General features: G+C 43.1%; 23 protein-coding genes. 7 read left to right on the forward strand and 16 right to left on the reverse strand.

Translation table 11 applies throughout. From position 1 onward, the window contains the following. Positions 1–101: 101 nt before the first annotated feature. The 3 genes from E0E36_RS05485 to E0E36_RS05495 are packed head-to-tail and all read right to left on the reverse strand — an operon-like array spanning position 102 to position 2921. The gene (locus E0E36_RS05485) at positions 102–524 is read right to left on the reverse strand and encodes a RidA family protein (RefSeq protein ID WP_130855049.1); all 423 of its coding nucleotides are present in this window, start codon (positions 522–524) and stop codon (positions 102–104) included. A gap of 24 nt (positions 525–548) precedes the next feature. After that, entirely contained in the window at positions 549–1934 is a 1386-nt protein-coding gene (locus E0E36_RS05490) for a M20/M25/M40 family metallo-hydrolase (protein ID WP_130855050.1), read from the reverse strand. Positions 1935–1943: 9 nt separating this feature from the next. After that, entirely contained in the window at positions 1944–2921 is a 978-nt protein-coding gene (locus tag E0E36_RS05495) for an MBL fold metallo-hydrolase (protein WP_130855051.1), read from the reverse strand. 176 nt (positions 2922–3097) lie between these two features. Between E0E36_RS05495 and E0E36_RS05500 the strand changes: the two genes are divergently transcribed. Further along, positions 3098–3442, forward strand: coding sequence for a winged helix-turn-helix transcriptional regulator (locus E0E36_RS05500; RefSeq protein ID WP_013664135.1), 345 nt, complete (start codon positions 3098–3100; stop codon positions 3440–3442). 12 nt (positions 3443–3454) lie between these two features. On the opposite strand, the gene E0E36_RS05505 is transcribed toward E0E36_RS05500, so the two are convergent. Next, positions 3455–4618: an FAD-dependent oxidoreductase gene (locus E0E36_RS05505; protein ID WP_130855052.1), complete on the reverse strand. Its 1164-nt coding sequence runs from the start codon at positions 4616–4618 to the stop codon at positions 3455–3457. Between the two features lie 24 nt (positions 4619–4642). Then, positions 4643–5398, reverse strand: coding sequence for a helix-turn-helix domain-containing protein (locus E0E36_RS05510; protein ID WP_130855053.1), 756 nt, complete (start codon positions 5396–5398; stop codon positions 4643–4645). A 338-nt stretch (positions 5399–5736) separates the two neighbouring features. Between E0E36_RS05510 and E0E36_RS05515 the strand changes: the two genes are divergently transcribed. Together E0E36_RS05515 and E0E36_RS05520 are read left to right on the forward strand one after the other, a co-directional pair. After that, complete coding sequence (locus E0E36_RS05515) at positions 5737–7989, forward strand: tyrosinase family protein (protein ID WP_130855054.1); 2253 nt, start codon at positions 5737–5739, stop codon at positions 7987–7989. A gap of 46 nt (positions 7990–8035) precedes the next feature. Continuing rightward, entirely contained in the window at positions 8036–9580 is a 1545-nt protein-coding gene (locus E0E36_RS05520; protein ID WP_130855055.1) for an SCO family protein, read from the forward strand. Between the two features lie 125 nt (positions 9581–9705). Here the strand turns inward: E0E36_RS05520 and E0E36_RS05525 are convergent, their stop codons facing one another. The 4 genes from E0E36_RS05525 to E0E36_RS05540 form a co-directional block, all read right to left on the reverse strand. Then, the gene (locus tag E0E36_RS05525; RefSeq protein WP_130855056.1) at positions 9706–10230 is read right to left on the reverse strand and encodes a DUF2911 domain-containing protein; all 525 of its coding nucleotides are present in this window, start codon (positions 10228–10230) and stop codon (positions 9706–9708) included. An 86-nt stretch (positions 10231–10316) separates the two neighbouring features. Beyond that, entirely contained in the window at positions 10317–10676 is a 360-nt protein-coding gene (locus E0E36_RS05530) for a bleomycin resistance protein (RefSeq protein WP_130855057.1), read from the reverse strand. Positions 10677–10799: 123 nt separating this feature from the next. Further along, positions 10800–13262 carry an ABC transporter permease gene (locus E0E36_RS05535; protein ID WP_130855058.1) on the reverse strand — a complete coding sequence of 821 codons (2463 nt, stop codon included), beginning with the start codon at positions 13260–13262 and terminating at the stop codon, positions 10800–10802. A 280-nt stretch (positions 13263–13542) separates the two neighbouring features. Further along, positions 13543–14649, reverse strand: coding sequence for an acyltransferase family protein (locus tag E0E36_RS05540; protein WP_130855059.1), 1107 nt, complete (start codon positions 14647–14649; stop codon positions 13543–13545). Between the two features lie 217 nt (positions 14650–14866). Here E0E36_RS05540 and E0E36_RS05545 point away from each other — a divergent pair, with 217 nt between their 5' ends. Both E0E36_RS05545 and E0E36_RS05550 read left to right on the forward strand, forming a co-directional pair. Next, on the forward strand, positions 14867–15736 hold the full coding sequence (locus E0E36_RS05545) for a helix-turn-helix domain-containing protein (RefSeq protein WP_041387937.1): 870 nt from the start codon (positions 14867–14869) through the stop codon (positions 15734–15736). 98 nt (positions 15737–15834) lie between these two features. Further along, on the forward strand, positions 15835–17352 hold the full coding sequence (locus E0E36_RS05550; protein ID WP_130855060.1) for an acyl-CoA dehydrogenase family protein: 1518 nt from the start codon (positions 15835–15837) through the stop codon (positions 17350–17352). 34 nt (positions 17353–17386) lie between these two features. On the opposite strand, the gene E0E36_RS05555 is transcribed toward E0E36_RS05550, so the two are convergent. The 7 genes from E0E36_RS05555 to E0E36_RS05585 form a co-directional block, all read right to left on the reverse strand. Next, positions 17387–17956, reverse strand: coding sequence for a carboxymuconolactone decarboxylase family protein (locus tag E0E36_RS05555; protein WP_130855061.1), 570 nt, complete (start codon positions 17954–17956; stop codon positions 17387–17389). A gap of 12 nt (positions 17957–17968) precedes the next feature. After that, positions 17969–18820, reverse strand: coding sequence for an AraC family transcriptional regulator (locus tag E0E36_RS05560; protein ID WP_130855062.1), 852 nt, complete (start codon positions 18818–18820; stop codon positions 17969–17971). A 55-nt stretch (positions 18821–18875) separates the two neighbouring features. Continuing rightward, positions 18876–19337 carry a thioredoxin family protein gene (locus tag E0E36_RS05565; RefSeq protein ID WP_130855063.1) on the reverse strand — a complete coding sequence of 154 codons (462 nt, stop codon included), beginning with the start codon at positions 19335–19337 and terminating at the stop codon, positions 18876–18878. Position 19338: 1 nt separating this feature from the next. After that, a complete protein-coding gene (locus E0E36_RS05570) occupies positions 19339–20046 on the reverse strand; it encodes a peroxiredoxin-like family protein (RefSeq protein WP_130855064.1) in 708 nt (235 codons plus the stop codon). 28 nt (positions 20047–20074) lie between these two features. Then, on the reverse strand, positions 20075–20614 hold the full coding sequence (locus E0E36_RS05575; RefSeq protein ID WP_130855065.1) for a carboxymuconolactone decarboxylase family protein: 540 nt from the start codon (positions 20612–20614) through the stop codon (positions 20075–20077). 66 nt (positions 20615–20680) lie between these two features. Next, positions 20681–21973, reverse strand: a complete 1293-nt coding sequence (locus E0E36_RS05580) for a spondin domain-containing protein (protein WP_130855066.1) — start codon at positions 21971–21973, stop codon at positions 20681–20683. 297 nt (positions 21974–22270) lie between these two features. Next, the gene (locus E0E36_RS05585) at positions 22271–22489 is read right to left on the reverse strand and encodes a hypothetical protein (protein ID WP_130855067.1); all 219 of its coding nucleotides are present in this window, start codon (positions 22487–22489) and stop codon (positions 22271–22273) included. 262 nt (positions 22490–22751) lie between these two features. On the opposite strand from E0E36_RS05585, the gene E0E36_RS05590 reads away from it, so the two are divergent. Together E0E36_RS05590 and E0E36_RS05595 are read left to right on the forward strand one after the other, a co-directional pair. Continuing rightward, complete coding sequence (locus E0E36_RS05590; RefSeq protein WP_130855068.1) at positions 22752–23780, forward strand: sensor histidine kinase; 1029 nt, start codon at positions 22752–22754, stop codon at positions 23778–23780. Beyond that, entirely contained in the window at positions 23777–24484 is a 708-nt protein-coding gene (locus tag E0E36_RS05595; protein ID WP_130855069.1) for a LytR/AlgR family response regulator transcription factor, read from the forward strand. Before E0E36_RS05590 ends, E0E36_RS05595 begins: the two co-directional genes overlap by 4 nt. Positions 24485–24578: the final 94 nt, after the last annotated feature.

Raw genomic sequence — 24578 nt, forward strand, 5'->3', positions numbered from 1 at the left:
TACAAGTGAGCCGGCGCGAATTGACCTAGGATATCAAACGGAAAGTAATTGAATACTTTCCGGAAGCGTAGGTAGATGGAGTAAAAAAAGGTTTATGAAGACTACAACCTTGCCATGGCACTTATTTCAATGTGTGCGTTTCTGGCAAGTTTTTGTACGGCTACACAAGTCCGCACCGGGTAGGGTGCTTTGAAATGAGCAGTATATAGCCGATTGAAGGTGTTGAAGTGAGTCATGCTGCTCAAATAAACCGTTACGCTGAAAATCTTTTCTTTACTGCTGTTGGCCGTGCTTAGCACCTGATCTAAATTGCCAAATAGCTGGAGCACTTCTTGTTCGAATGTTGGCGGGATGCGGCCTGCCGCGTCTAAGCCTAATAGGCCGGATGTATAGACGACTCCTTGCTGCACCACGTAATCGCTATAGGGCTTTAGCACTTCGTCTGTTTTTGTTTGTGCACTTAGTTGCAAGCATATGACGCTGTAACATAGCGCTAAACAGGTTGTTAAGATGTTAGTTTTCATGGAGATAAATCATTTTATTGTTTTTTACAAACCGTACTCGCTTATCAGGAAGGCCATCACGGTCATGGCCACCGCTCCTAAGGTCACTTCCCTATAATTGAGCTTATCAAGGGTGTCTAATTCGCTATGGTGAATGTCAAACAGCCGATGCGATTCACAATCTAAACTCAGTAATACCTTGGATAAATCTTTCATGGCGACAATGTCTACGCCTCTATGCTTCGGAAGGATACGTCCCATGCCATATTGGGATAAAAGCGAACTATAAGCCGTGATCTGATCCACGGGTTGTGGGTCGCCATCAATACGAAATCCAACCGGTTGAAAGCCGCCGGCGTCAGACTCGATGGATGCAAGGTGTTTCTCCTCATTTTCTCTTGCCGCAGACGCATATTTACTGCCGCCATGAGCACCGGATTCCTCGTTCATATAGAAGATAAAGCGAATGCTTCGTTTGGGTTTGGACGCTAAGGTTTTAAATAAGCGAAGCGCCTCGATGGTCTGTACAATACCCGTGGCATCGTCGCTGGCACCTTCGCCTACATCCCACGAATCAATATGTGCACCGATGGTGATGAATTCATCCGGGAATTCGGCCCCGGTTATTTCGGCAATGACATTGTTCGAAACAATCGCGGGCAAGGTGCTGCAGTGCATCTCTAAAGAGAATCGGAGCGTGGGATTATCTTTAAGCTTTTGGCTCAGCAGGTCGGCGCTGCGTGTGCCGAGTGCGGCAGCCGGGATTTTGCTGATTCCATTCGCATACTGCATGGCGCCGGTATGTGGATAATAATCCTTGGCAAGTGTTAGTGAACGCACTAAGGCGCCTACAGCCCCTTTTTTGGCAGCTTCAATGGCGCCTATGGAGCGCTGATCAACAGCTTCTAGGTAGGCTTCAAATGGATCGATTTTAGTGGGATCCATAGCGCGGTTGTAGAAAACAAATTTGCCTTTTACTTTATCGGCCGGTAAGGCTGACAATTCCGCCCATGATTTTACCTCCACAACTTCGGCACGCAAGGTGCCCTTGGTGGCCACCGATCCACCAAGGGCGAGTACCTGCATTTGTTGCAAGCTATGACCGGCCGTTTGGATGAAAGCCTTCTCTTTTGGGCCTCTTTTCCATACCGGAATGTTAACGGCTTGTAAATAGACGCTGTCGGGCCTTAATGCTTCCAGCTGCATCTTGATCCAGTGCACGGCTGCTTCTGCCTGTGGTGAGCCGGAAATCCGGTGGCCGATCTGTTTGGTTAAATCGTGCAGATGGGCCGGTATAGGCGCATTTGTTAGTGACTGATTGAAAAAATGTGCAATCGTTGCTTTTTTGTCTTCGTGCGTCGTTTGGGCTGAAAGATTCTTGAAAAGAAGAAAAACAGCGGCAACGCAAATCCAATACTTCATGTGTCTCATTTTTTTGTTTTACTGTCCCTTGCCTGTTGGGTCGATTGTATAGTTGATGGGATACCAGCGATAACCATTTCCTTCCTTTTTGATATGGCCAATACCTGGATAGGAGAGGTGATCTGCCGCAATCCAGTATTTATGTTGAGCGGCATCGGCAAAAGCCTTTTTACGTGTCATTGCAGCCTGCTCTGGATTGATGTCGTAAACTATTCTTACGTCGGGATTGGGGAATTGTACGGCGGCAGAATGCAATAGATCACCCCAGAACATGATTTTTTCATTTTTGCTGATTAGCTGATAAAAGGTATGCCCCGGCGTATGTCCTTGAGCAGCCACAGGCGTCAGACCTGGAAACAGTTCTTTCCCAAACGCAAAGGTTTTGACCTTTCCCGCGTTCAAATAGGGCAGGATTCTTTCCCGCGCTTGCTCGAAATATACTTTCTTATCGGCCGGAGCGTTTTTATAACTTTCCTCGCCTAACCAAAAGTCCAGTTCGGGTTTGCTGACATATACCGTAGCATTGGGGAAAACCATTTTGTCGCCATCCATCAGTCCACCGGTATGATCGGTATGAATATGTGTCACCAGAATCACATCAATTTGCTTCGGATCATAACCTGCTTTCAAAAGGTTACGGGGTAGAAAGCCTAAAGACGGTCCGTATAAATCGGCCGTTCCGGCATCTACCATCATCAGTTTGTTATCTAATTTAAATAAATAGGCGTTTACAGACGCTTCGTTTTCGTCGGTTTGAAAGTTCTCAGCAGTAAGGTGGTCAATTTCTTCATCGGTAGTGTTTATCAACAGGTCTTTAAGAACTTGGTTGACACTGCCATCTAAGAGTGCGGTGATTTTAACGTCGCCCAATACCATTTCGTAGCTACTGGGCTGCTTTAAGTAAGGGGATCTTTGTTGTGCGGGCAGCTCGGCATGAATGCCTACAAAGAGGCTGAATAAGGTGCCGAATAGGAGTTTTGAACGTTTAATCTTCATTGTTAATGCTGTTTAAATTAAAAAGTTGAATTCTGCGCGCAAGAATTAGAATGCAAATCTAGGGTCGTAGGATCTGATAAACAAGTACGTACTTGATTGTAGCATAGGTACAAAAAAGTACCTATGGCTATAAAATAACAAATTGTTTTACCTTTGTATATAAATACCAGCATGCTATGTACGAACGTAAGATTCCAAAAAATATAGATTGTGGCGTGGCAGCAACCATGGATATTATAGGTGGGAAGTGGAAGCCCTGCCTTATTTTTAACATCATGAACGGAAACAGGCGGCCCAGCCAATTGCAACGACTCAATCCGCTGGCGACCAGAAAAGTGCTCAACCAGCAATTAAAAGAGCTGGAAGAGCGTGGTGTTATCAGACGGGTAGTATATCCTGAATTGCCGCCGAAGGTGGAATATTTTCTAACGGATTTTGGAGAATCATTGATTCCGGTAATAAAGGTGATAGACCAATGGGGCACTGAATTATTACAAAACCAACCGGTTGAAGCACTTTGATGCTTTTTCTAGTTACCTGTGCCCGCTAAAGAAAGCTAACATTTTTTCCAATGCATGCTCGGAATGCATCGTCTCACCATTTTCGAGCGACTCCCGAGCGGCTTTTGAGGCTCGTTTGCGCATATTCGCTTCGTAAAACGAGAGGGCTGCTTGCAGGGTGCTGAATTTGCCGGATGTTAAGCATTCGCTCAGCTCCAGGGCATCACGCATGGCCATGTTAACCCCTTCACCGGCAAATGGCGGCATCACGTGTGCGGCATCGCCCAGCATGGTAAGGTTGGTTTTGGTTTCCCAGTGCTGGTTTAAAGGCATGCAATAGATAGGCCGCGGAATGAAAGGGGGCACAGCATTTTCGAAGAGTTCATTCCAAATAGCACTCCATCCGGGATATTCCTTTTTAAACCAATCCAGCATCCGGCTCGTATCGTTATAATCCAAACCACAATTTTGCGGCCATTGCTCATCGGCTTTGAAGCTGGCGTAAAAACCCAGGTCGCCATTGCCTTTTTGACCGCCCAATATACACTTACCGTTGCCGAAAGCCATTACTTTGCCGCCATTGAATAAGGCTGCCATAGCAGGCGTTGTTTCTTTTGCCTTGTGTATATTGCCTTCTAGCATGACAATGCCTGAATAGAAAGGTTTGATCTCGGTGATGTAAGGGCGAATTTTTGAATTGGCGCCGTCGGCAGCAATCACAATATCGGCATAAACGGAGATCCCATTTTTGAAATGTAGCCGCCAGCCTTCGCCTTCCGTCTCCATGGAAATAAAATGGCTATTCCACACAACCGTTTCGGGTTTTAACGATGTGAGCAATAGATTTCTTAGCGGGCCGCGGTCTATCTCCGGACGGAAATAATCCGCACCGAAATTCTCTTCGGGTTTGGCGTCGTGATCGCTAAAGAGGATTTCGGCATGGGCATTGGTGATGACCTTTTTATCTGCCCCGCGAAGGAAATTCTTTTTAAACGCATCCAATAACTCTGCTTTACGCAAAGCCGCCAATCCGGCGTCTTCATGCAAGTCGAGCGGTGCGCCCTGTACGCGGGCATTTTTGTCTAAATCTCTTTCATATACGTTTACATTGGCGCCTTTTAGCTGTAGTAGCCGAGCTAAAGTGAGCCCGCCGGGGCCACCGCCAACAATAGCAATTTGCTTGTTATTCAGTTCCATACCATTGTATTTAATGGCACAAAATTATTGCTGTTTTAAAACGGATAATAGTACAAATCGGTCGTTTTGGTTTTTGGACAGTTCTTTGGGAACTACGCCGGCGAATTTTTTAATCTCTTTGATAAAATGGTTTTGGTCTGTAAAGTTGAGCTCGGGAAATAGCTTGCCCTGTGCAATGTGTGCTAGGGAGGTCCTGAAACGAAGGATGTTGCAATAGGCTTTTAGCGGCAGGCCGAATTGATGTTGGAAATACCGATTGATTTGCCGACTGCTCCAGCCTACGTTCTCTGAAAGTTCTTTAACGCTCATTTCGCCCTTGGTGGCGTAGATTAGCTCGAAGAGCTTTTGTTTTCTTGCGTCAATTTTCTCGGGAAGAAATGCTCGAAGGGTTTGAGATGCTTTCTTATAAAAGGTGTCAAAATCTTTGAAGTCACCTGCATTAAAATGCCAAAAATCAGGGGGTAGATCTTGGGCACTGTTCAAAAAATCGGCGATGGGCTTCTGTAAGATATATTCAACGGCTAAGGGTTTAAAGCTGATAACGAACGTGCGCATTTGGGGCGGAACGCTTCTTTGTTCAGGAAAGGTTTCCAAACCCATCAACATCACCCGAAAAGGGGCGGATGCCGTTTGTGTGAAAAATAAATCGACCCGTCCGTCGGGTAATACTACCACTTCTTTTGGCTGCCGGGCCGGATTATGAAAGAATCCAATACTTTCTACGAAATCGGCAAGGGCCTCTTCCGGATCTACAAATTTGTAATGAAAGTGCTGATCCACTGTTCCGTTTTGATTGCTAGTGCAAATTCTTTTTTATAGGTACGAAAATAATAAACAAGGCGGAAATTATACAGCTCTTTTAATTTGAAGTAATTGATTTTTTAGTATCTTAGCTATACTTTTTTATGTGAGCTGTTTCGCTTCTTTTAGTGTATTTTTGTTCCGTTTTATATATCTTTTCTCAGTTACCTTTCGTTTGTTAAGATTCTTCAGTAAGGAATTCTCATAATACGTACAACTCTCAAATTTTATAGATTTATCGACAAATAATTCTTACTTTAACTAGCTGTAAGTCAGAGAATAATAATCAATAAAATCAATAATTAAAAGCCTGTATTATGATTTTAGAATTTGCCATCAACGGAAAAAAACAAGGGCCCTTTTACGTTGGATACACACCTGCGCAATGTACATTGCGGTTGTCGGACGGTGTGCCGGGTGGCCTCCCTGTGACTATTGTGCTCAGCAATAACGATCCTTTAACGGGTGGCCAATTAGTATTTTACCCCAATCTTAGCTCACCTGTAAGCGAAACATTAACATTACAGGTTCCTGGAGATGGGGCTACGGTTAGTTATTATATTGCTGGTAAGCCGGATGTTCCAAGTACGCAATACAATGATGCCGCTATCAATTTCAAGCACAATGACCAATCTGTTCGCATTATTAAATTCACGGTTAGAGTGCGGAAGAATGCAAACTCACTGACAACTATAGAGCGTGATAAATTTTTAAATGCTTTTGTCAACGTTTTGCTGTCGGGTAATTATCAGAGCTTCCTTGATATGCATAATGAAGCAGCGAATAGTCAAATTCATAACCGGGCAGCTTTTTTACCTTGGCATCGTATGTATCTCCTTGATTTAGAAAGGCACTTGCACGAATTTGATAAAAGTGTGATGATTCCTTATTGGGATTTTCAATCACCGGCACCAAATGTTTTCACCCTTGATTTTATGGGGGTCCCCACAAGTTCGACAGTAGGTGAATTGCAATTTTCTGTTAATAATCCCCTCAACAACTGGTATATCAATAATTTGCCACCTTTGGCGAGAATACCGCGATTCAACGCGCAACAAAGTCGTGCAAATGTTGAAGCGCGAAGTACTACACTTGGCAGATTGCCTGGCTTCCGGCAATTTGCGAGCATGGAAGGTAACCCACATGGCTCCGCTCATACATCTTTCACGGGGCCGGTAAATTTTGCACCTACTGCTCCTCGTGATCCTTTGTTTTTCATGATACATGCGAATGTCGACCGTATCTGGGCAGAATGGCAAAGCTTGGGTACCGGTAACACGCTTTACGATTCAACTAATATAAATGCTTATAGCCCCGAAACCAATAGATCGCCAAACCCACGGATTGGTGACTACTTGGACGATACTATGTGGCCTTGGAACGGTGTTACGGGCGGAGACCGTCCGCCCACCGCTCCTGGTGGCCCCTTCATCGCTTCGGTATTTACTAATTATCCGGGACCGACACCTAAAGTTATCGATACGATTGATTATCAGGGTAGGCTTACTAACAAAAGTCTTTATTTTGATTACGATGCCATTCACTTTGTCAATACGGTAGTTCCCCAGAATATATCAGCCATGTCTACAGAAAAAGCAGGGGCAGCGGAAAGCCTAAAAGCAGATATTAAAAAGGCGAAAGATCAAAACCGTCGCGCCCTTGAATCTTTTGTAAAATCAACCGATACAAATGATCTGATGGCTTTCTTAAATAATATGGATATGTTAACAGACCCTGAAAGCATAAAAAAAGCAATTGAAATCCTCAGAAATAGGAAAAATGAAACGGGCATCAGAGTATCGGCTTTGGTTAAATTATTGGAAGCGATTTCGCTGGACGAAAACTTGATAAAATATGTGCTAAGCTTGTTGACGGACAAAAGAGAGCCATTGGATTTAAGAAAAGAGGCGTTGAGAACCATTGAAACAATGAGTTTCACGTCACCTGTTTTTCCTGCTTTGCAACCGGAGATCATTCAGGCATTTAGGGGCCTGATAAACGATTATGATCACGAAATCCGTAGAGATGCCATTGCTTATCTTGCTAAATCGAACGATGAATTCCTTCAACGAACATTGATCAATGGGCTTCAAAATCACGAAGAAGCCGTTGTCTCGGAGGAGATGGCTGTACATTTTTTAGGTTATGACATCCACGCTGGCATTTATCCACTACTACAGAAAATCGTAAAAACCTCAAGTAATGATAACAGTCGTGCAGAAGCACTTTATTTGCTTGCCGGCGATCCGCAGGCAAAGGAATTGTTGCGGAGCGTGTTCAGCGACAGAAATGAGCTATTCGACGTCAGGAAGAATAGCTTACTGGCATTAAAACAGCAGTCGCCGGAGGATTTTCTTGAGCTTGCACAAAAAGCGGTGCTTGATAGTGATGAAAGCGAAAATATACGCGCAATAAGTTTCAATGTGTTAAGCCATTATTGGGCAGTAAGCGGTAAACCGGATGAAAAGTTTTTGGATCAAGTGAAGAAGGACCTTCCTAGTTTACCAAAGGAGCTAGCAGCAGGAATTACTTCGTTCTTGGAAAACAGGGATGAAGAACCCGAGCGGTAGGTAAACAAATGAACGGCATTATTGCAATTTCTATCGTGAATAGGTCATGGAAGAATCTATATTTAGGCAACGGGTGGATGAACTTAGAAGTTCATCCAAACCCTATCGGCAGCTGACGTCTTTATTGAAAGAAGAACATGTTGTTTATAGAAATAAAAGTGCAAATGCGGTTACCCGAATGAGAGGTTATGTTTTGTACTCATTCTTCTTAAAAGGTTTACCGGACAGTGCGCTAATTTTTGTCTATGAAGAATTGTCATCAAGTAGAGAAGCTTATCTGGTGGCTGCCGCTTCACTAGCTTTAAGAAAAGCTGAAAAAAAGCGCCCTGTGATGGCCGACTATTTGTTAAAAGCCCTTCAAAATGTCAAATTTTTTGACAACTATTTTTCATTTGATCACTATTATCAACAATGGCCTTTAGACAACAAAACAACGGCCGTTGCAGAAATTCTGAGTACCATGAAATGGTTGGGTGCTTACGCGAAAACATGCCTGCCCACACTTAGAACCCTTGCCGCCAATGGCGACAATAAGCTAAGCCTGAAGGTTGTCACCGCTATAGGCGAAACCATAAAAATAATTGAAAATGACAATACTCCGATAGAAGATTGCTGTGGTAACATTCCTTCATTTCTTGGAGCAGATCTAAATTTATCGTTGAGTAAAAAAAGAGGTGTCAGGATGTTTAGGGAGATCGTGCTTGAGAATCAGGACGGCCGTCAGGCCCACCTCCACGATTTTACTGATGGGCGGCCCACATTGGTGGCTTTTTTTTATACTAGATGTGATAACCCGCTTAAGTGTTCGCTAACCATTACAAACTTAGCGGCAATCCAACGACAATTGATGAAGGAAAGTTGGGGCCAAAGTGTTGCGCTTTTAGCCATAAGTTATGATTCTTTTTATGACCTTTCTTATCGGATTAAAAATTATGGAGTATCGAGAGGGATTGTATTCAACAAGAACATGCAAATGTTTAGGGCGGTACCGGATATAAATCTAGTGAAAGATTATTTTGAGTTAGGCGTTAACTATACTGGCGAAGCAGTAAATCGCCATGTAATCGAACTTTACATATTGGATAAAAATGGCCGGATTGTAAAGGGGTTTCAACGAGGTGAAATGGATAATACAAACATCATCGGTCATTTAAGAAGCATGGCTCTTTCAGCAGATAATGCGGGAGCTCGATGGCTTTCCACTGTTAAGGATGGATTTAAAGGCGTAACCTCAGTGCTTGTTCCGTTATTTATTATGCTCCTTCCAAAATGCCCCTTTTGCTTTGCCGCTTATTTGAGCATGTTTGGGATAGCTGGCATGCAGTTTATGCCTTATGTTAAATTTATTTTTCCCTTACTTGTAGTCGCGATGGCAATCAATATGTTTGCACTATATAGAATGGGTGTGCAAAGAAATAGCTTTTTTCCGTTGTATTTATGTGTCGTCGGATCCGCGATAGTTGTAACTTTTGGATATTTTATGCCGACGAAACTCGCATTGATTATTGGACTAACTTTGCTTTTTTTAAGCGCGGTTCTAAACGCTTTGCCTCATCACGTTTACCTTAAATTGAAATCGAGAATAGGCTGACATCTTGCGCTTGATTGACTACTGGCCAATGTAGATGGCAAGTCTACTATTTCCTGAGTACGAAAGTAGACATGCCATTACGTTTGGGGTTGGGATGAAAAACTAAGCGATATCCCTTTCTCTTATTATTTTATTTTTACCGGAACCTTTACTTTCTCCCATATCAGGGCGATTCCGTCACTGTTGACTTCATACGTCAGAGCCTCCGTCATGGTATTGCTTACCGGTTTAACGGTAACGGTCAACACATCATTGGCACGATCTAAGTTCGCCTCGCCACCCTTTTTGGTGCCGGGTTGCCCGGTCTGTGAGTTGAAAATGATCGTCCATGATGATTTGCCCGGGATGGCAAATAAGCTGTAGCTTCCGGCGGGTAGTTTTTTACCTTCTACTTTTAGGTCCTTATCGGTTGTAAAAACCGTAGCGGCATTAGCCCCTGCGCGCCAGATTTTGTCATAGGGCACCAGTTCTCCCCATATGGTTCTCCCCTTAACACTTGGGCTGCTGTACTGTATGGATACGGTTGCACCGCCGATTTTACCTTCCGCGCTTTTTTTAGGACTTTGAGCGCAGGCAATTAAGCTGACATTGGTCAGAATGAAAAGGATAGCGAATATTCGCTGAACACCTGAATGGATACTAGATTTCATGAAGATATTTTTTATGTATGATACTAATATAGGATTAATTTTTATTTAAGCTAATGGTGGTGTCTAATGATTACATAAAGGGCTTGCTAGGATGAGCTTTGTCCAAATGTTAGCAGATTATTATCGGGATCCAGCAATGAAAATTCTTTCTGTCCCCAGGGCTTGGTTTGCAAGGGTGCTAGGGGATGTATACTTACTTTATTGGCCAGAAGAGATTCGTATAATTCTTCAATATTGTCTGTTCGGATATAAACCTGTCCGTAATTCGTTTTAGGATCCAGTTCTTCAAACAAAAAGAAATGAATTTGTATATGATCCTTCTCAACCATTAAATAATCAGGATAGTCGGCACTGCCGAATTCCTCGAAACCGAGTTCCTTAAGGTAATAATCTTTTGTTGCGGCTTTGTTCCGCATCGGCAACTTGGGGTTTATATCCGTTAGCATAATGGTAGTTTTTTGCGTCCGTTGATACATCGGGTTTATACCTGCAAGATACGGTAATTTGCCTCGATAAACAAAGTAAAAGCGTACAACTTAAAGCTTATAACTTATAACCTATCTCAGATACTATTCACTCCTCAAGCTCTTTACCGGATTGGCAACGGCCGCTTTGATTGCCTGAAAGCTGATGGTTACAAGGGCTATAACTACGGCCGTCAATCCGCCAATGGCAAACAGCCACCAACTAACATGGATTCGATAGGCATAATCCTGCAGCCATTGGTGCATATAGTACCAGGCGATAGGAGTGGCTATAGCAAAGGCGATAGCAATCAGTACGATAAATTCCTTTGAAAACAAATAAACAATGTTACCTGTACTGGCTCCCAGTACTTTACGGATACCTACTTCCTTGATTCGCTGCACGGCCATAAAGGAGGCTAAACCATATAGGCCTAAACAGCTCAGGAAGATGGCAATAGCGGCAAAAATTTTATATAGGACAGCTAATTGATTTTCCTGTTTGTAAAAGTCTCCAATTTTTTCGTCGAGAAACTTATATTCATAAACGTAATCCGGAAATGCCTGCTCCCATATTTTTTTGATCGCTTGCATGGTGGATGAAATATTGGAAGTTGTTAGCTTTATTCCTGCCTGACGGTACATGGTGCTGTTTGTTGCCATAAGTAAAGGCGCAAGATGGTGGTGAAAAGACCGATCGTTAAAATCTTTCACTACACCAACAACAGGGCATTTTATGACGTCGCCAAACATGCTTATTTCTTTACCCAATATTTCTTCGGGGCTTTTTAAGCCCAAACTTTTTACCAGCGCTTCGTTCACCAGGAATTCCCTTGTCATGCCGGAGGCTTGCAAGTTTCTTCCCGCTATCAGCTGTAATTGATAAGCGGGCACATATTCATTATCGACGAACTTGGTTATGGCCTGGAAGCCTGCCTCTTTGATTGCATGGTCAAATTTTAGTTCGGTCCATAAATCATTATCATTTTCAGCCGGTGTATGGGAGCTGAAACTTACCGCCTGCACACCATTTACAGACAATAATTGCTGCCTTAAATAATCCGTTAATTTGGTGCCGGTGCTATCGGGGCGGAACGGAATGTTTACAATAGCTTCTTTATCGAAACCCAAAGGCTGATTCATGAAAAAATTCATCTGCTTCACAATGACCAATGTGCCGATGATCAGTGCCTGTGCAATGATAAATTGAAACACAACGAGCGCTCGTCTCAGTGAAATGCCCTTTGTGGTACTTGCCGTAAGTTTGCTCTTTAAGGCATTAACCGGATTAAAGCGGGACAATACCAGCGAAGGATAAAATCCTGCCAGCGCAGTTACCACTAGGGTTACCGTTAGGAGAAATAAGATAACAGAAGGGCTGCCGAGTATATTAAATGGCAGGGAAAGTTCAAGCAATTGGTTGATAGATGACAGGGCCAGTACGCTGATAAGGCTTGCAAGTACGACAGCGAAGCTAACGATCAAAAAGGTTTCAACGATGAATTGGATTTGCAACTGCGATTTATTGCTACCTAAAACCTTTCTTACGCCGACTTCTTTGGCACGGTTTACCGCTTGGGCAGTAGAAAGATTGATAAAATTGACGCAGGCAATTAACAGAATAAATGCAGCGATTAACCACAATACATTGATCAGTTCGCGACTTATGGTTTTGTCGCTGTAATTGCCTGTTTGTGTATCATAATGCACGGCATCCAATGGTTGTATAAGGTAGCTGTCCTTATGATCGGGCGCTTGCACCCTTTGCGCGTAATCACTTAATTGCCGATTAAAATTGTCGGCGGCTATATGAGGAGGCAATAGAACGTAGCAACCAAATTCAGGTGCTGTGGCCTTCCAATCAGGAATCTGAAATCCGTATTGTTCATCGCCGGTAAAATCCGTTCCGAAGGCAATGACGAGCTTTAGCTGGAAATCTGTATTAGCGGGTATATTGGCGAGGATGCCGGAAACTTTCAGTGCGACCGGTGGGGATTGAAACAAGCCTGCGCCGACGCGATACGATACGATTATTTTGAGACTTTTGCCGATGGCTGTCTTCCAATCGCCGAAGTATTTTTCTGCAATCTCTTTGGTAAGTAATACATGGTTCGGATCTTTCAGGGACGCATAAGAACCGGCAAGTAGCGGAAAATCAAAGATGTTGAAGAACGAGGGGGTTGTATAAAACACACCACTCTGCTCTTTAAAACTCTTCACCGGATTTCCGTTTACGTCTAATACCTGTAACTGATCATTATGGCTTGCATAGATCGGTGCCACCTGTTCTAATTCGGGGAAGGTTGTCCGTAATCCTTTGGGCAGCGGAAAGGGAACGCCTTTTCCATACGATACATTGGCTGCATCTGTGTGGGGATATTCAGTTAATACACGATAGATACGATCTTTTTTGGTATGAAAATTATCGAAGCTCGTCTGAAATTGTATAATGATAAAAATCAGCATGCAAACGGCAATACCCACAGCCAAGCCAATAATATTGATGGCTGCGTAGCCCTTATTGCGAAGGAGGTTGCGACCGGCTATCTTAAAATAATTCTTAAACATATTAATACAATTTAAACAAGTGATTTCCACACTTCAATCTTTGTTCCAAACAGTTATATTGCTTATTGTTAGTGCATTATAGCGATTTTGAGATGCGGTAATTGTAACGATAGCGAACAGGAAAGTGTTCGTTATTGTTACAACTTGCGTTGATCATAAAAACAGCTTCTGTGCGTCATGAAGGTTAAACTCCTACATAAAAATGTGCTGTACAACAAAAAGTCGTACGTGTTTTTGTAAAGCAGCAAGAGGTAACACATCGCAGGTTAATAAAAGAAAACTATAATTTAAAAAAGATACGTTTCTGATAAAGCCAATAGCATAGATACCATTCGCAAAACAGGGTAGCAATAGCAACAAGGATAGCCGTTGGATCAGCCGATAAACCGAGGAGGTGAAGCCCTCCGCCGACAAATAGATTCACGATGCCATTGAACCATTGCTTGCCAACGGTTTCAAAAAATAGATAGATGAAAATGGGGTTCATACCAACCACCACAAAAATCCAGGCGCCTGATTGGTATCCTTTAACATCAATCAGCCACCGGAAGAAGGCAAGTATAGCCAATATATAGCCACCGGAGACGAACACAAAACCGGGCGTACTGATGCGTTTGATGATAGGGCTGAGCAACGTCCAATCTAGCATATAACCGATGAGCAGACAGCTTAGGGAAGCAAGGATTAATTGCTTGCTTTTTGCCACATCGTTGGAGACGCTTGATAGGACTTTTCCTGCAAGGACACCCCAAATGGTATGGGCGGCGGTTGGGATGAAGTTGATGGTTACCCAACCGCCATCGTTATCTTTGCCCATTACGAGCATATCGATGTAAGTGCCGAAGTTTTTCCCCAATACGAAAGGCTGATCATATCCCGGTATGGTGGTAAAACGATAAAGGATATCGGTAAGCAGCAGCAAAAAAAGACTGAATAGCAATTGCTGAAGAAAAGACCAACGGATGATCAGATAAGCGATGATGGTTGTAAAAGCCAATTGGGTTAGTACGTTCCAGAGTTCCCAAACGAGTTTGCCACTGTACACGCAATGCAAGGCAACGCCACAAAGGAAAAGCTTTGCCGAACGCCAAGCAACGCTTTTAAAGTGCGATGACCAGCTGACACCAGCGGCTTGTTTACGTTGAAAGGACAGATACAGTGAGGTACCGGCAATGAACATAAAGGCGGGCTGCACCAGATCCCAAAAATAGAGCCCATGCCACTCGTGATGAAAAAAATGATGTATGATACCCTGTGGCCATCCGCTTGAATAGGTTGAGGATAAGGCCGTATAGAGCTCGCAACTTTCCGCGGCCAATAAGATCATAATGAGCCCGCGCATGACATCGAGCGATAGAATCCGTGTTTGAACTTTTTTTTCTTCCATCTGATTTTGGCTTCTTTTCTGCAAAACATGAAGATTGCGAGTACCTGATATACTACCTTGTTACAGTAGCGTTTGTAATTGGCTTTTTGTATTAATACTTACAATGCTAAAAAAAGTATTTAATGTAAACAACTATTTTGGGAACGCAACCGTTTGTCTAATTTGAATGATTAGGGGATTGCACAAAAGGCCTGCTTTATATAAGTTTGTATCAGCTATGGAGAAACCGGTAAATGCAGATGAGTTTGTAGAACGATTTATGGTGGGTAACATGGATCACCTGCGTTACCAGCATTCGCCGGTAAAGGTGTTCCGCCTCAGCGAAATTGCGCCGTATATCAAGATCCCGGTACCACCCATCCTTTTTGGTTATAATTTGCTGGTGCATATCACCGCGGGTTCTTTTGCACATCAGGTTGGATCTAAGGTATATACAGTGAAAGCCCCGGCGATCCTTATCAGTACTTATGGCAACATCGCCGCCATCAAATCAGTCGATCCATCGGCAAAGGGCCATTGCGTCTTGATAAACGATAGTGCGATGACCTCCATCTTTCGGGAACAGGAGATTCTGAACATCTTTACCATTTCACCGCTTGTGAATTTAACGGATGAGGAAAGTACGAGGCTCCACCAACTTTTCCAACTGCTTTACGAAGAGCTACATACGCGTGAACCTTATAAAGAGCTGGCCGAAAGCTTGTTGAAATCCCTGTTGCTGAAAACTATTAAACTTTCCGCATCAAACCATAGCCTCAGCCGAATCCAAGAGATTGCTACGCTGTTTAAGCAACTGGTGCATAAGCATTGCCGGAAACAGAAACAGATTGGTTTTTATACCGACAAGCTTGCTATATCGGCCAACTATTTAAATCGATGTGTCTCCATGGTGTACAATAAGTCATCGAAACAGCTTATTCTGGAAGTGTTGGTAATGCACGCACAGCTTTTGTTATTGGAATCGAGCAAAAGCGTGTCGGATATCTGTTATGAACTGGATTTTCAGGATCCGTCTTACTTCTCGCGGGTGTTCAAAAAATTGGTAGGTATGTCACCTAGCGAATACCGCCAGTCCATAAAAAAATAATATGCACGATTTGTCCTAATCCTTGCACGGAATCAAACAGGCTTTTGGGTTTCTGATCGGTAGCTTTGTGTGAGTTCATTGTAATAAAACATATACCTATGATCAATACCACAGAGATTACCCGTGAAGTGCAAAATTTTAACATCTTTATAAATTCGTTCAGGAAGCGTTTAGCCAGCTTGTTTAACACTGAACATGACTATAATGCCCTCAGTTTGAAAAGGGGACTGCCACCTGGTTTTTTAAGTGAAATCATGGATATGCAGCCGCTTGCCGTGGCAATTCCCGAAAACTATGGTGGCCGTGGCATGAAGGTGAAGGAGTGTTTGAGCGTATTGTCTGCAGCGTCTTATGAGTCCTTATCGCTCTCGCTTATTTTTGGGATTAATATTGCCCTGTTTTTGGAGCCTTTTGCAAAATATGGCCATGTGGCTGCACAGGAACGGGTTTTTAGGCGATTTTTGGAAAACAAGGCGATGGGAGGTTTGATGATTACGGAACCGGATTATGGTAGTGATGCACTTAATATGCAAACTTTTTATCAGGAAGAAGCAAACGGTTATCGAATTAAGGGCGAAAAACATTGGCAGGGTTTAACGGGCGCAGCTGACTTTTGGTTGGTAGCGGCACGGAAAAAAAATGAACAGGGCGAGTTGGTTCGGGATATCGACTTTTTCTTCACCGATAATGCGCTTGCTGAACAGCAGATCGACGTGAAAGAGCGTTATAACAGCTTAGGCCTATATGCTATTCCTTATGGCTTGAACCTTATTGATGTGGAAGTGCCGGCTACGCAGCGTCTGCTTCCGGAAAGTACAGGGCTTAAGTTGATGCTGGATACCTTGCATCGCAGTCGATTGCAGTTTCCGGGCATGGGTATGGGCTTTATTAAACGATTGCTGGATGAATCGTTGCTGCACTGCAAAACGAGGGTAGTTGCAGGCCAGCGTTTGTACGAATTGGATGCGGTGCAATTTCAGCTATCGCGTATTCAGGCCGCCTACACGATCTGTTCGGCCATGTGCTCATACAGTTCTAAAGTTAGCTCGATTGAACAGGATGTTTCGGGCAACGGCGTGGATGCGAACAGTGTGAAGGCATTGGTGACCGACTTAATGCAGGAGTCGGCACAGATAGCACTGCAACTGGCCGGGGCCAATGGTTACCGCTTGGATCATATAGCGGGTAGAGCAGTAGTGGATAGCCGACCTTTCCAGATTTTTGAAGGTTCGAATGAAATGCTCTATACACAAGTGGCTGAATCGGTTGCCAAACTGATGCGGAAAAATAAAGAGTCGAATCTGCTACGCTATTTGAATGGCTATGAACTGACGGCACAGGCTGCCCCTTATTTTGCCGGATGTTTAGATTTTAGCTTTCCCGAGCAACCTAAAAAGCGAGATTTGGTAACGCTTGGCCGGATCATTGCGCGGGTAATCTGTTTCCAGATGGTGGTGGTGTTGCAGGATGCCGGATTTAACCGTGAATTGGTTGATATTACGCAAAAGCATATGGGGATGGATTTGAATATGTTGATCGGACAACTGACCGCTAATAATGATGCCGTACCGGTGATTGATTATGAAGAGGATGCGGCTTGGGCCGATTTCGTTTAAGGCTGGTCCGGTTCGAAATCAAGGCAGAGAGAATTCATGCAATATCGTCATTTTCATCTTCGTCATTTTTTTTAAGTACAGGTGCCTCTGGAAAATCAAGCGGCACTTGCATCGTTTTTGCCATGAAGTTGCTCATATAACTTTCTCCTATGGTTTCTAGGACATCTAATAGATGCTCTTTCGTATAGCCCGCATCGAAGAAGGCATTTAGTTCATTGGTGATATTTTTACCTTTGCGTACTGCCATACTTTTTACCAAACGGGCGAGCGTAGCAAGTTTGGTGTCGAAATTTGCTTTTCCGTCACGTAATTGCATAATTTCCTCCTCACTAAATCCATTCAGTTTGGCAATCATGGTATGGGCGCTGAGGCAATAAAGCGAATTGTTCAGCTGGGCCATGACGAGGCTAATGGCTTCACGTTCTTTTAAAGAAAGACTGGTTTTCCGACCATGAAAGCGATAGAAGTTTCGAAAGGCATGATTCGAATGCATCATGGATAGATAGAGGTTTGGCACGTGCCCGAGTTTTTCATCAAAATATCGAATATAATTTCTATTTTCCTCACTGATCGCCTGTATGAGGGGCATCTCAATAGTTATCATAGCTTGGCTCTTTTAATCACGCTCTTCGGTTGTTCTGAATTCGGAAATATTATGCCCGGTATGTTGTTTGAAATATTTGCTAAAATGGGCGGGGCTTTCGAAACCGAGCTCATAGGCAATTTCTTTGGCCGACCGATCGGTATAATGGAGGTAGCGTTTGGCTTCCAGGATGATTCTGTTACGTATAAGAACTGAGGGGGCCGACTGTTTTAACAAGGCAAATACATTACTTAAGGTTTTGGGTGATTTATTCAGCAGGGCAGCATAAAACTTTACCTCGTGTTCGGTTTTGAAATTTGCTTCCAAGAGAAGGGAAAATTTCCGCACGATATCCATCTTTTCGTCCGGATTCAGCTGATAGCTTTCATGCTGTTGCTTGGCAATACGGGTCACCTTAATGATGACGCGTTTGAGCAGCGTCCGTAGCATTTCGCCCTGAAAATTATCCCGGACCTTTAATTCACGGGAAAAGACATCCGCTAGATGCTCCATTTCGCTCACCTCTTCCGGCTCCAATCGAATAAACATGGGATGCTGAATGCCGTAGAAGAGAAAGCCGACGCAACCTACTTCTGCGTCATGATCTACGATGCAATAAAACTCGCGATTGAATTGCCAAGCAACTAGATTTTCCGGATGTTCAAACCGAAAGTGTTGATTGGCTACCAAGGGTAGGATACAGGTTTGGGGCATAATGTATTCAATTTCATCGATGATAACGCGCTGGGATTCTCCGCGATTATAAACGAATGTATTGATAGGGACGGGGTTCCCTTCCCGTATGCCCTTCCCTGCGAGCAGTCGGTTGTTGCTATGCATGACAAACCGACCCAATGTTCTGTTTTCGATGTATTCACTGATCATTGTCTACCGCTCAATTTTTATCAAATCTATGGATTATCATGCCAAAATTTCTTTCCTAGCTTTTTGTTTTTGCTTGTTTTCCGAAGTCAACGAGTTTATCACCGGTAACAAAGCCCACTTGCCGCATAAGCAACTTACCTTCGGGGCTGAAGAAGAGCAAGGTAGGATAGGCACTTACCTGCCACTTTTCGGCTAATTTCGGTCCTTCTCCTTTTTCCATGTCAATACGGTAGTTAATGTAATTGGTATTGTAATAACTTGCCGCATGGGCCTCTTTGAAGGTTTTTGATTTCAACAGTTTACAAGGTGCGCACCATGAGGTATAAGCGTCAACGAAGATATATTGACCACTCTTTTTGGCTCTTGCCATTACATCTTTCCATTTACCTCCTGTAAACCGGATTTCGCTTTCCGTTGTCATCGCTTTTTCTTTCATTTGAGCATCGAGCTTGGCTGGCAATAGCGAGCAAAAAGGGATGATCAGGATACTGCTTAAACAGATTTTTATGTTCTTCATGTTATAGTTCTTTATAGAGGGTTTGTGTTACAGCTTTTAATAGTTCTGTACTGAGCCTTTGCTTGAAATCGGGATTAATGTACTCATAGTGTATTTTGCCACTTTTATCGAGGATAAAGACGGAAGGTACGGGTAATAGGAGCTCTTGATCCATACCACCGGTGGTTTTGGGCAACATTTCCCAATACGCTTTCGGAGCCTTAAAAGCTAATCCGAATTGCTTGGATGCATTTAAATCGGCATCGGAAAGTAGGGTATAACCCAGAAGCTTTTCTGTTGCAGAGGCCTGTAATCCTTCCGGGCTGTCCGTGCTAATTGCAATTAACTGATAACCCATTTTTTCCAACTCGGGCATTAATTCTTGCAACGCGGCGAGTTGTTTGCTGCAGTACGGGCACCAGCCACCTCGATAGAAAACAAGTATGGTGGGTTTAGTCGCTACCGCCTGATGGAGTTCGAAGTCTTTACCGGAAACATCTTTCAGTGTGATCATCGGGATTGTTTCGCCTGTCAGTAACGGACTGATATCTTCGGGTGACTCAGGAGCCTTATACATCAAATCCGTCCCCTCCTTTTTCATCATTTTCTCATCGCCCTGCATCGAATTTTGACCGAAGGTATGCGTTGCTATGATTGCACTCATCATCGACAAAAGAGTCACTTTATAGATCAAACGGAAAGACTTTCCTGTTGTATTCTTCTTTTTCATTTGTAAGTTAAATAGCGTTCTACTTTATTTATACGAGTTCTTTGGCCAAGGGAAAGTCGACAGGCACCTCGGTTACGGCATGTAGTAAATTGCTGATTGTTCTATCACCAATTAACATGATTAAATCAACGAGGTTTTCTTTGGTATAACCTGCTTCAAAAAAGGCGGTCAACAGCTTACGGTCAATCTGCCCCTTTTTTTCAGTGATCTCTTTGGCGAGCTTTACCAGGGCATCTAATTTCGGATCGGAAGGAATAGTTCCACCCCTAATGGCCAGGGCCGCATTTTCTCCAATGCCTGTTGACCGTGCAATGAGGGTGTGGGCGCTGAGGCAGTAAATGCAATTATTCACCTGACTTACTACCAGATTGACAGCCTCTACTTCTCGAGGGCTAAGAGAGGTGGAACTATCTTCCAAGGTGAGATAAGCTTCTAATGCATGTTCAGAATAAGCCATTACATTGTAGAGATTGGGGATTTTACCGAAGGATTTTTCCATCTTCTCGAAGAGCTTTTTATTTCTTTCGGAGACTTCTTCTTTTGTTAAAACATGGAATGCATTTTTCATTTTTATTATTTTTAATGATGGGCGAGATGCATTGCTACAAGCTCACCCATCGCACTAAGCATTGATTTATTGGAGCGTTACTTTGATAATATGATTGATTGCGGGTAATGTGGTAAATGCATTGGGATTGGGCACTTCTTGAATAGGCTCGCTTTCTTCCAGCGGGGTACCTGCCAAATTGAACTGGGTGATACCGGCTCCGGGGAATTGATTGACGGCCGTCCCGTTATCGAATAAGCCTATTGTGGTAGAGATATCTCCTTTTTGAGTAGCATCTACACCATTATCTTTACTGGCGAAGAACCAATCGTTCGATAGTCCATACATCGTGGCAATTGCCAGCCGATCTCCTTCGGCGATACTCAATTGTTGCGAGACACTGCTTCCTGCCTGTTCTCCTACTTTTGGTAACAACACCGTTGAATTGGCAGCCGGTAAAACGTAAACGGCTTTTACACCCTCAACTGTTTTGAGATGATCGGCCAATATGCTGGCATCTCCTTGTTGGGCAAGCTCTTTTAAACCTTGTCCGCGATCGTTTTCGCCGACTTTGTAAATGGGATTGTCTATATCCTTGTATACGACGACCAATATTGGCGATAAGGGGGTGAAAATGCCGGTTTGACTTTGGATATATTCGCCGAGCACGCTGTTGTCGCCCATCTCTGCAATGTTTGTTAAACCATTCGCGCTTGGTTTACCGGATTCATACAAGGGTGTCGGACTTAAAAGATCGCCTCCGGCAATGTAGGAAATTGCCCATACACCTGGACTGAAGGGGGTTGGGTTGTTGGTGTTTCCGGAGGTATTGTTGATGGTGAGCGTAAAGGTTGAATTACCTTCATAATGCAGACTGACATTCATCAGAGCCGAGGCGGCAGCATAAGTGTTACCCTGTGCATCGGTGCCCGCAACTTCGGTGATATTTTGAGTAGCTGTTTCTGCGGTACCGGGATGACTTACGGAAGCACCGGGTACCTGATTGATACGGGTACCGTTATCCCATAGCTTGATCTGGTCAGATACATCGCCTTCAATCGGGGTGCCGTCTTCTTTGTAAAGGGTAATGCCCGGATTTTCGGGTGCAAAGAATAAATCATTGGACCAGCCGTACATGGTGGCAAAGGTGAGCGCTTGCCCTTTTGCTGCTGAGAATTGGAAGGATAGGGATTCTCCAGGCATAATCACCGGCGCAGAACCTTCATTTTGAAATGTTCCAGATTCAACCAAGGGGCGAGAATCTAATACGTTTTCTACCGTGATGGTAGAGGGTACTCCCATTTGTGACCCCTTGTCGCAAGCCGCAAACAGGATCGGCAAAGCTACTAGTGATAACCATACTAATTTTTTGTGTTCCATAATCAATGTCTTTAATGTTAACAAAACAAAGGTAGATTGGAGCAAGGCCCTGAGTGATACCTGTATTTCCCGTAGATATGTCGGTATTTCCCGAATGCTGTGGTTCACTGGAGGAAATTGTTAAGTATAAGCTGCTTAATTATCCCTTCAAAAAACGATAACCATTTTGCTTTCCTTATCGATGGTAGTGATTGCCGGTATGATTGGCATGAACATCAGAATCTTGTTAAGGCTTGGTTTAGTGAAGAATAGTTTTGGCAATGGGCTTCTCTTTTGAGCGCGAGTTCCATTCACCAATCACTTTCCTATTTGTGAGCTGCCCCACATACGCAAGGGGTTATCTGCCGTGATCATTAATCGATCAGCCTCTGCTTTTGGGGATTTATTGTCTGCAATTACCTGAAGAACTCGCTGATTATGTTGCATTCTCGCATTCGTACTTTCAGAAGAACAGTTGTACAGTACGATGGCGTAGATGAATATGAAACCTAATGCAAGTTTACGAGCGATTTTCATAGTTGCTTGTTAATTTCTTACCTACGCGGAGTCGGTTTTGGTTTGTCATGTGATCGAAGTTTTGTGTTAGAGCGTGGGTTTAAGCTGCTCAACCTCATGACAAAATTTGGTGTTTTTTGACAACCGACAGAAGAAAATCAACAAGACCGGGCTTTTTTTGCTACCGTTTACCGTTATTTTTCAATGCTTCATCTATTGAAAAAACTGCAGTAAGCATTGAAAATGATTGGAAATCAGGCATCAACTTGATACTTTTGGGGCCATGATAAAGGTGTTTAGCAAAGACGTGCCTGTTAATCAACTTCAGTTAGTGATTTGGCTTTTTATAACCGCTATTACAAGTTTTTCCTATTTCATGTATGCCGAACCGATAAGGTCTCTCGTTTTTGGCTTTATGAATATATTTTCTTATTTCATTATCGTCAATGTAAATGTATACTACCTCATTCCACGTTTCTATAAGCGTAATCGTAAGCTGCTTTATCTTACATCGGTTTTACTACTGCTTTTGACTGTTTGTTGGGCCCGTGTTGCGTTCAGGTCTTATTTTTATGCTATGTTTTATCCACAAGAGCAAGACACAAGCACGAGCATGGAAGTTTTCGTCGCTTTATTAATCCCTTCTATATTGGTTTATATAATAAGCTGCATACTTCGGGTGGCATTGGACTATTTTGTTTTGCATCGTGAGCAGGAACGATTGAAACAGCACTCAGCTGAAATGGAGTTAAAGCTGCTTAAAGCGCAAGTGCAACCTCATTTTCTATTTAATACGTTGAATAATATTTATTACGTAGCCCAACAGCAGTCGCCGGAAACAGCAGCACTATTAAGTAAGCTCTCTAATATCATGCGCTACTTTGTAGATACAGGGCAACAACAATTTATTCAGCTAAACGAGGAGTTGAACTTTATTTATGATTATATTGATCTGGAGAAAATGCGTATGCGCTACCCGCTACAGACAACAATCAGGGAAAAAGGGATAATCAATGGTATAAAAGTACCTCCAATGCTGATTATTCCACTCGTTGAAAATGTATTTAAGCATGGTATCGATAAGCGTAGTAAGACCAATGAACTCTTTCTGCATATTAATGTAGAGGTTGAAAGCTTGTCTATAGACGTGCGTAACCGGATCTTTAGGCCATCGGTGAACAAAACAATGGGGGTAGGTCTGCAAAATCTTCGTTCGCGATTGCAGTTGCTTTACAAAGACCAATTTCGATTGGATATTGTTGAAAAGGATAATTATTACTTTGCCACATTAAATATACCGCTATACACATGATCAATTGCTTAATTGTGGACGACGAACCCAATGCTGTGAGTTTATTGGAAGACTATATCCTGAAAGTGGATTTTCTGAACTTAAAGCAGAAATGCTACGATGCTTTTGAAGTAGTGACTTTTCTCAGAAATAATAAAGTCGACTTAATTTTTTTGGACATCAATATGCCTAATATATCCGGGTTGGAGCTGGCTTCTATGCTGCCGAAAGACCAGTGTATTATTTTTACGACAGCCTATTCGTCACACGCCATGGAAGGTTATGAATACAATGCCATTGATTACCTGTTAAAGCCTATAACTTTTAAGCGATTTATGCAAGCGATTCGTAAAACGGAAGGATATTTCGCTCTCCGGCGCCCGGCCGGACTTAAGGAGCTCACGTTGTCAGATGATACGATCTTCATAAAATCCGGAAAGCAGATAATGAAAATGAGATCCAGGGATATACTTTATTGCAAAGCAAACAAGGAGTACGTCAATATCGTATGCGTCAACGAAAGCGTCCTTATTTATAGGCGCATGAAACAACTGGAAGAGCAGTTACCGCCAAACTTCATACGTATACATAATTCCTATATTATTAACTTGGATCACTTGGAGAAGATTGTGGATAATCAAGTCTTGATCCGACAAACAAAGTTACCGATTAGTACGGGGTATAGAGAACAACTGCTCGCTTTGATCTCAAAAAAATTGTTTTAGATGCAGCGAATTTCTTGGGAGCTAAAAGGAATGGTTTTAAATATTGCTGTTTAATCATTTCTCCTTTTAACGGACAAATGACTAACTTCGATAT

The organism is Olivibacter jilunii (assembly GCF_900607235.1).
Taxonomy (GTDB): Bacteria; Bacteroidota; Bacteroidia; order Sphingobacteriales; family Sphingobacteriaceae; genus Olivibacter; species Olivibacter oleidegradans.

Coding starts and splice junctions, on each gene's coding strand:
- E0E36_RS05485 (WP_130855049.1), bottom strand. CDS start 524: ATGAAAACTAACATCTTAACAACCTGTTTAGCGCTATGTTACAGCGTC.
- E0E36_RS05550 (WP_130855060.1), top strand. CDS start 15,835: ATGATCAATACCACAGAGATTACCCGTGAAGTGCAAAATTTTAACATC.
- E0E36_RS05545 (WP_041387937.1), top strand. CDS start 14,867: ATGGAGAAACCGGTAAATGCAGATGAGTTTGTAGAACGATTTATGGTG.
- E0E36_RS05500 (WP_013664135.1), top strand. CDS start 3,098: ATGTACGAACGTAAGATTCCAAAAAATATAGATTGTGGCGTGGCAGCA.
- E0E36_RS05585 (WP_130855067.1), bottom strand. CDS start 22,489: ATGAAAATCGCTCGTAAACTTGCATTAGGTTTCATATTCATCTACGCC.
- E0E36_RS05595 (WP_130855069.1), top strand. CDS start 23,777: ATGATCAATTGCTTAATTGTGGACGACGAACCCAATGCTGTGAGTTTA.
- E0E36_RS05490 (WP_130855050.1), bottom strand. CDS start 1,934: ATGAGACACATGAAGTATTGGATTTGCGTTGCCGCTGTTTTTCTTCTT.
- E0E36_RS05525 (WP_130855056.1), bottom strand. CDS start 10,230: ATGAAATCTAGTATCCATTCAGGTGTTCAGCGAATATTCGCTATCCTT.
- E0E36_RS05560 (WP_130855062.1), bottom strand. CDS start 18,820: ATGATCAGTGAATACATCGAAAACAGAACATTGGGTCGGTTTGTCATG.
- E0E36_RS05530 (WP_130855057.1), bottom strand. CDS start 10,676: ATGCTAACGGATATAAACCCCAAGTTGCCGATGCGGAACAAAGCCGCA.
- E0E36_RS05575 (WP_130855065.1), bottom strand. CDS start 20,614: ATGAAAAATGCATTCCATGTTTTAACAAAAGAAGAAGTCTCCGAAAGA.
- E0E36_RS05555 (WP_130855061.1), bottom strand. CDS start 17,956: ATGATAACTATTGAGATGCCCCTCATACAGGCGATCAGTGAGGAAAAT.
- E0E36_RS05565 (WP_130855063.1), bottom strand. CDS start 19,337: ATGAAGAACATAAAAATCTGTTTAAGCAGTATCCTGATCATCCCTTTT.
- E0E36_RS05495 (WP_130855051.1), bottom strand. CDS start 2,921: ATGAAGATTAAACGTTCAAAACTCCTATTCGGCACCTTATTCAGCCTC.
- E0E36_RS05520 (WP_130855055.1), top strand. CDS start 8,036: ATGGAAGAATCTATATTTAGGCAACGGGTGGATGAACTTAGAAGTTCA.
- E0E36_RS05570 (WP_130855064.1), bottom strand. CDS start 20,046: ATGAAAAAGAAGAATACAACAGGAAAGTCTTTCCGTTTGATCTATAAA.
- E0E36_RS05505 (WP_130855052.1), bottom strand. CDS start 4,618: ATGGAACTGAATAACAAGCAAATTGCTATTGTTGGCGGTGGCCCCGGC.
- E0E36_RS05535 (WP_130855058.1), bottom strand. CDS start 13,262: ATGTTTAAGAATTATTTTAAGATAGCCGGTCGCAACCTCCTTCGCAAT.
- E0E36_RS05540 (WP_130855059.1), bottom strand. CDS start 14,649: ATGGAAGAAAAAAAAGTTCAAACACGGATTCTATCGCTCGATGTCATG.
- E0E36_RS05590 (WP_130855068.1), top strand. CDS start 22,752: ATGATAAAGGTGTTTAGCAAAGACGTGCCTGTTAATCAACTTCAGTTA.
- E0E36_RS05515 (WP_130855054.1), top strand. CDS start 5,737: ATGATTTTAGAATTTGCCATCAACGGAAAAAAACAAGGGCCCTTTTAC.
- E0E36_RS05580 (WP_130855066.1), bottom strand. CDS start 21,973: ATGGAACACAAAAAATTAGTATGGTTATCACTAGTAGCTTTGCCGATC.